Origin of the sequence: Pseudomonas meliae (assembly GCF_001400515.1) — a bacterium.
In the GTDB taxonomy this organism is placed as follows: Bacteria; Pseudomonadota; Gammaproteobacteria; order Pseudomonadales; family Pseudomonadaceae; genus Aquipseudomonas; species Aquipseudomonas amygdali.
Genome location: NZ_LJQT01000189.1, coordinates 365 through 861 on the forward strand (window position 1 = coordinate 365; position 497 = coordinate 861).

Consider the following 497-nt stretch of genomic DNA (forward strand, 5'->3'; position numbering starts at 1 on the left):
CTGTTCCATTGCTCCCCGGAACCCGTGATTTGACCTTTTTATCAAGGCGCGGCTCGGGCAGCGTCATTCACGCTAGGATTAGGCCCGCCAGTAAGGTTACGAAGGTTCGTAAATTTGCAAGTCGTCCGAAGGCTTTTGGCATCCATAACATTCAAGGCTTGGAGATTGTTTTCTAACTGCTTACTTAAATCGTCACCTAAATAAACCGCTATTGAACCTCTGTTCGCATCAATCAACTGAGCGCCTAACGGATCAAGGCTTTGCATACGCTTATAAGCTGCTGAGTTAGCCTCTGGCGGAAGTACGCCAAGCGCAATGCAACGTTCGCTGACCATCGCATCCCTGAAGGCTTTGAAGTTCTCGTTTGCTATACGAGGAAGATCAGTTACTGGTGCTGTACCGCACGGTGCCCACGTCCGAAGGTAACTAGGATCATTGGGTTTCCCGTAACACCATCCTGACTGGTGTAACTGATTAACGATTGAACCGCCCCGGGT

General features: G+C 49.7%; 1 protein-coding gene. It reads right to left on the reverse strand.

The features are described from left to right. Window positions 1-41: 41 nt before the first annotated feature. On the reverse strand, window positions 42-497 hold a 456-nt coding region (locus ALO64_RS25930; protein WP_217996272.1), incomplete at its 5' end, for a hypothetical protein.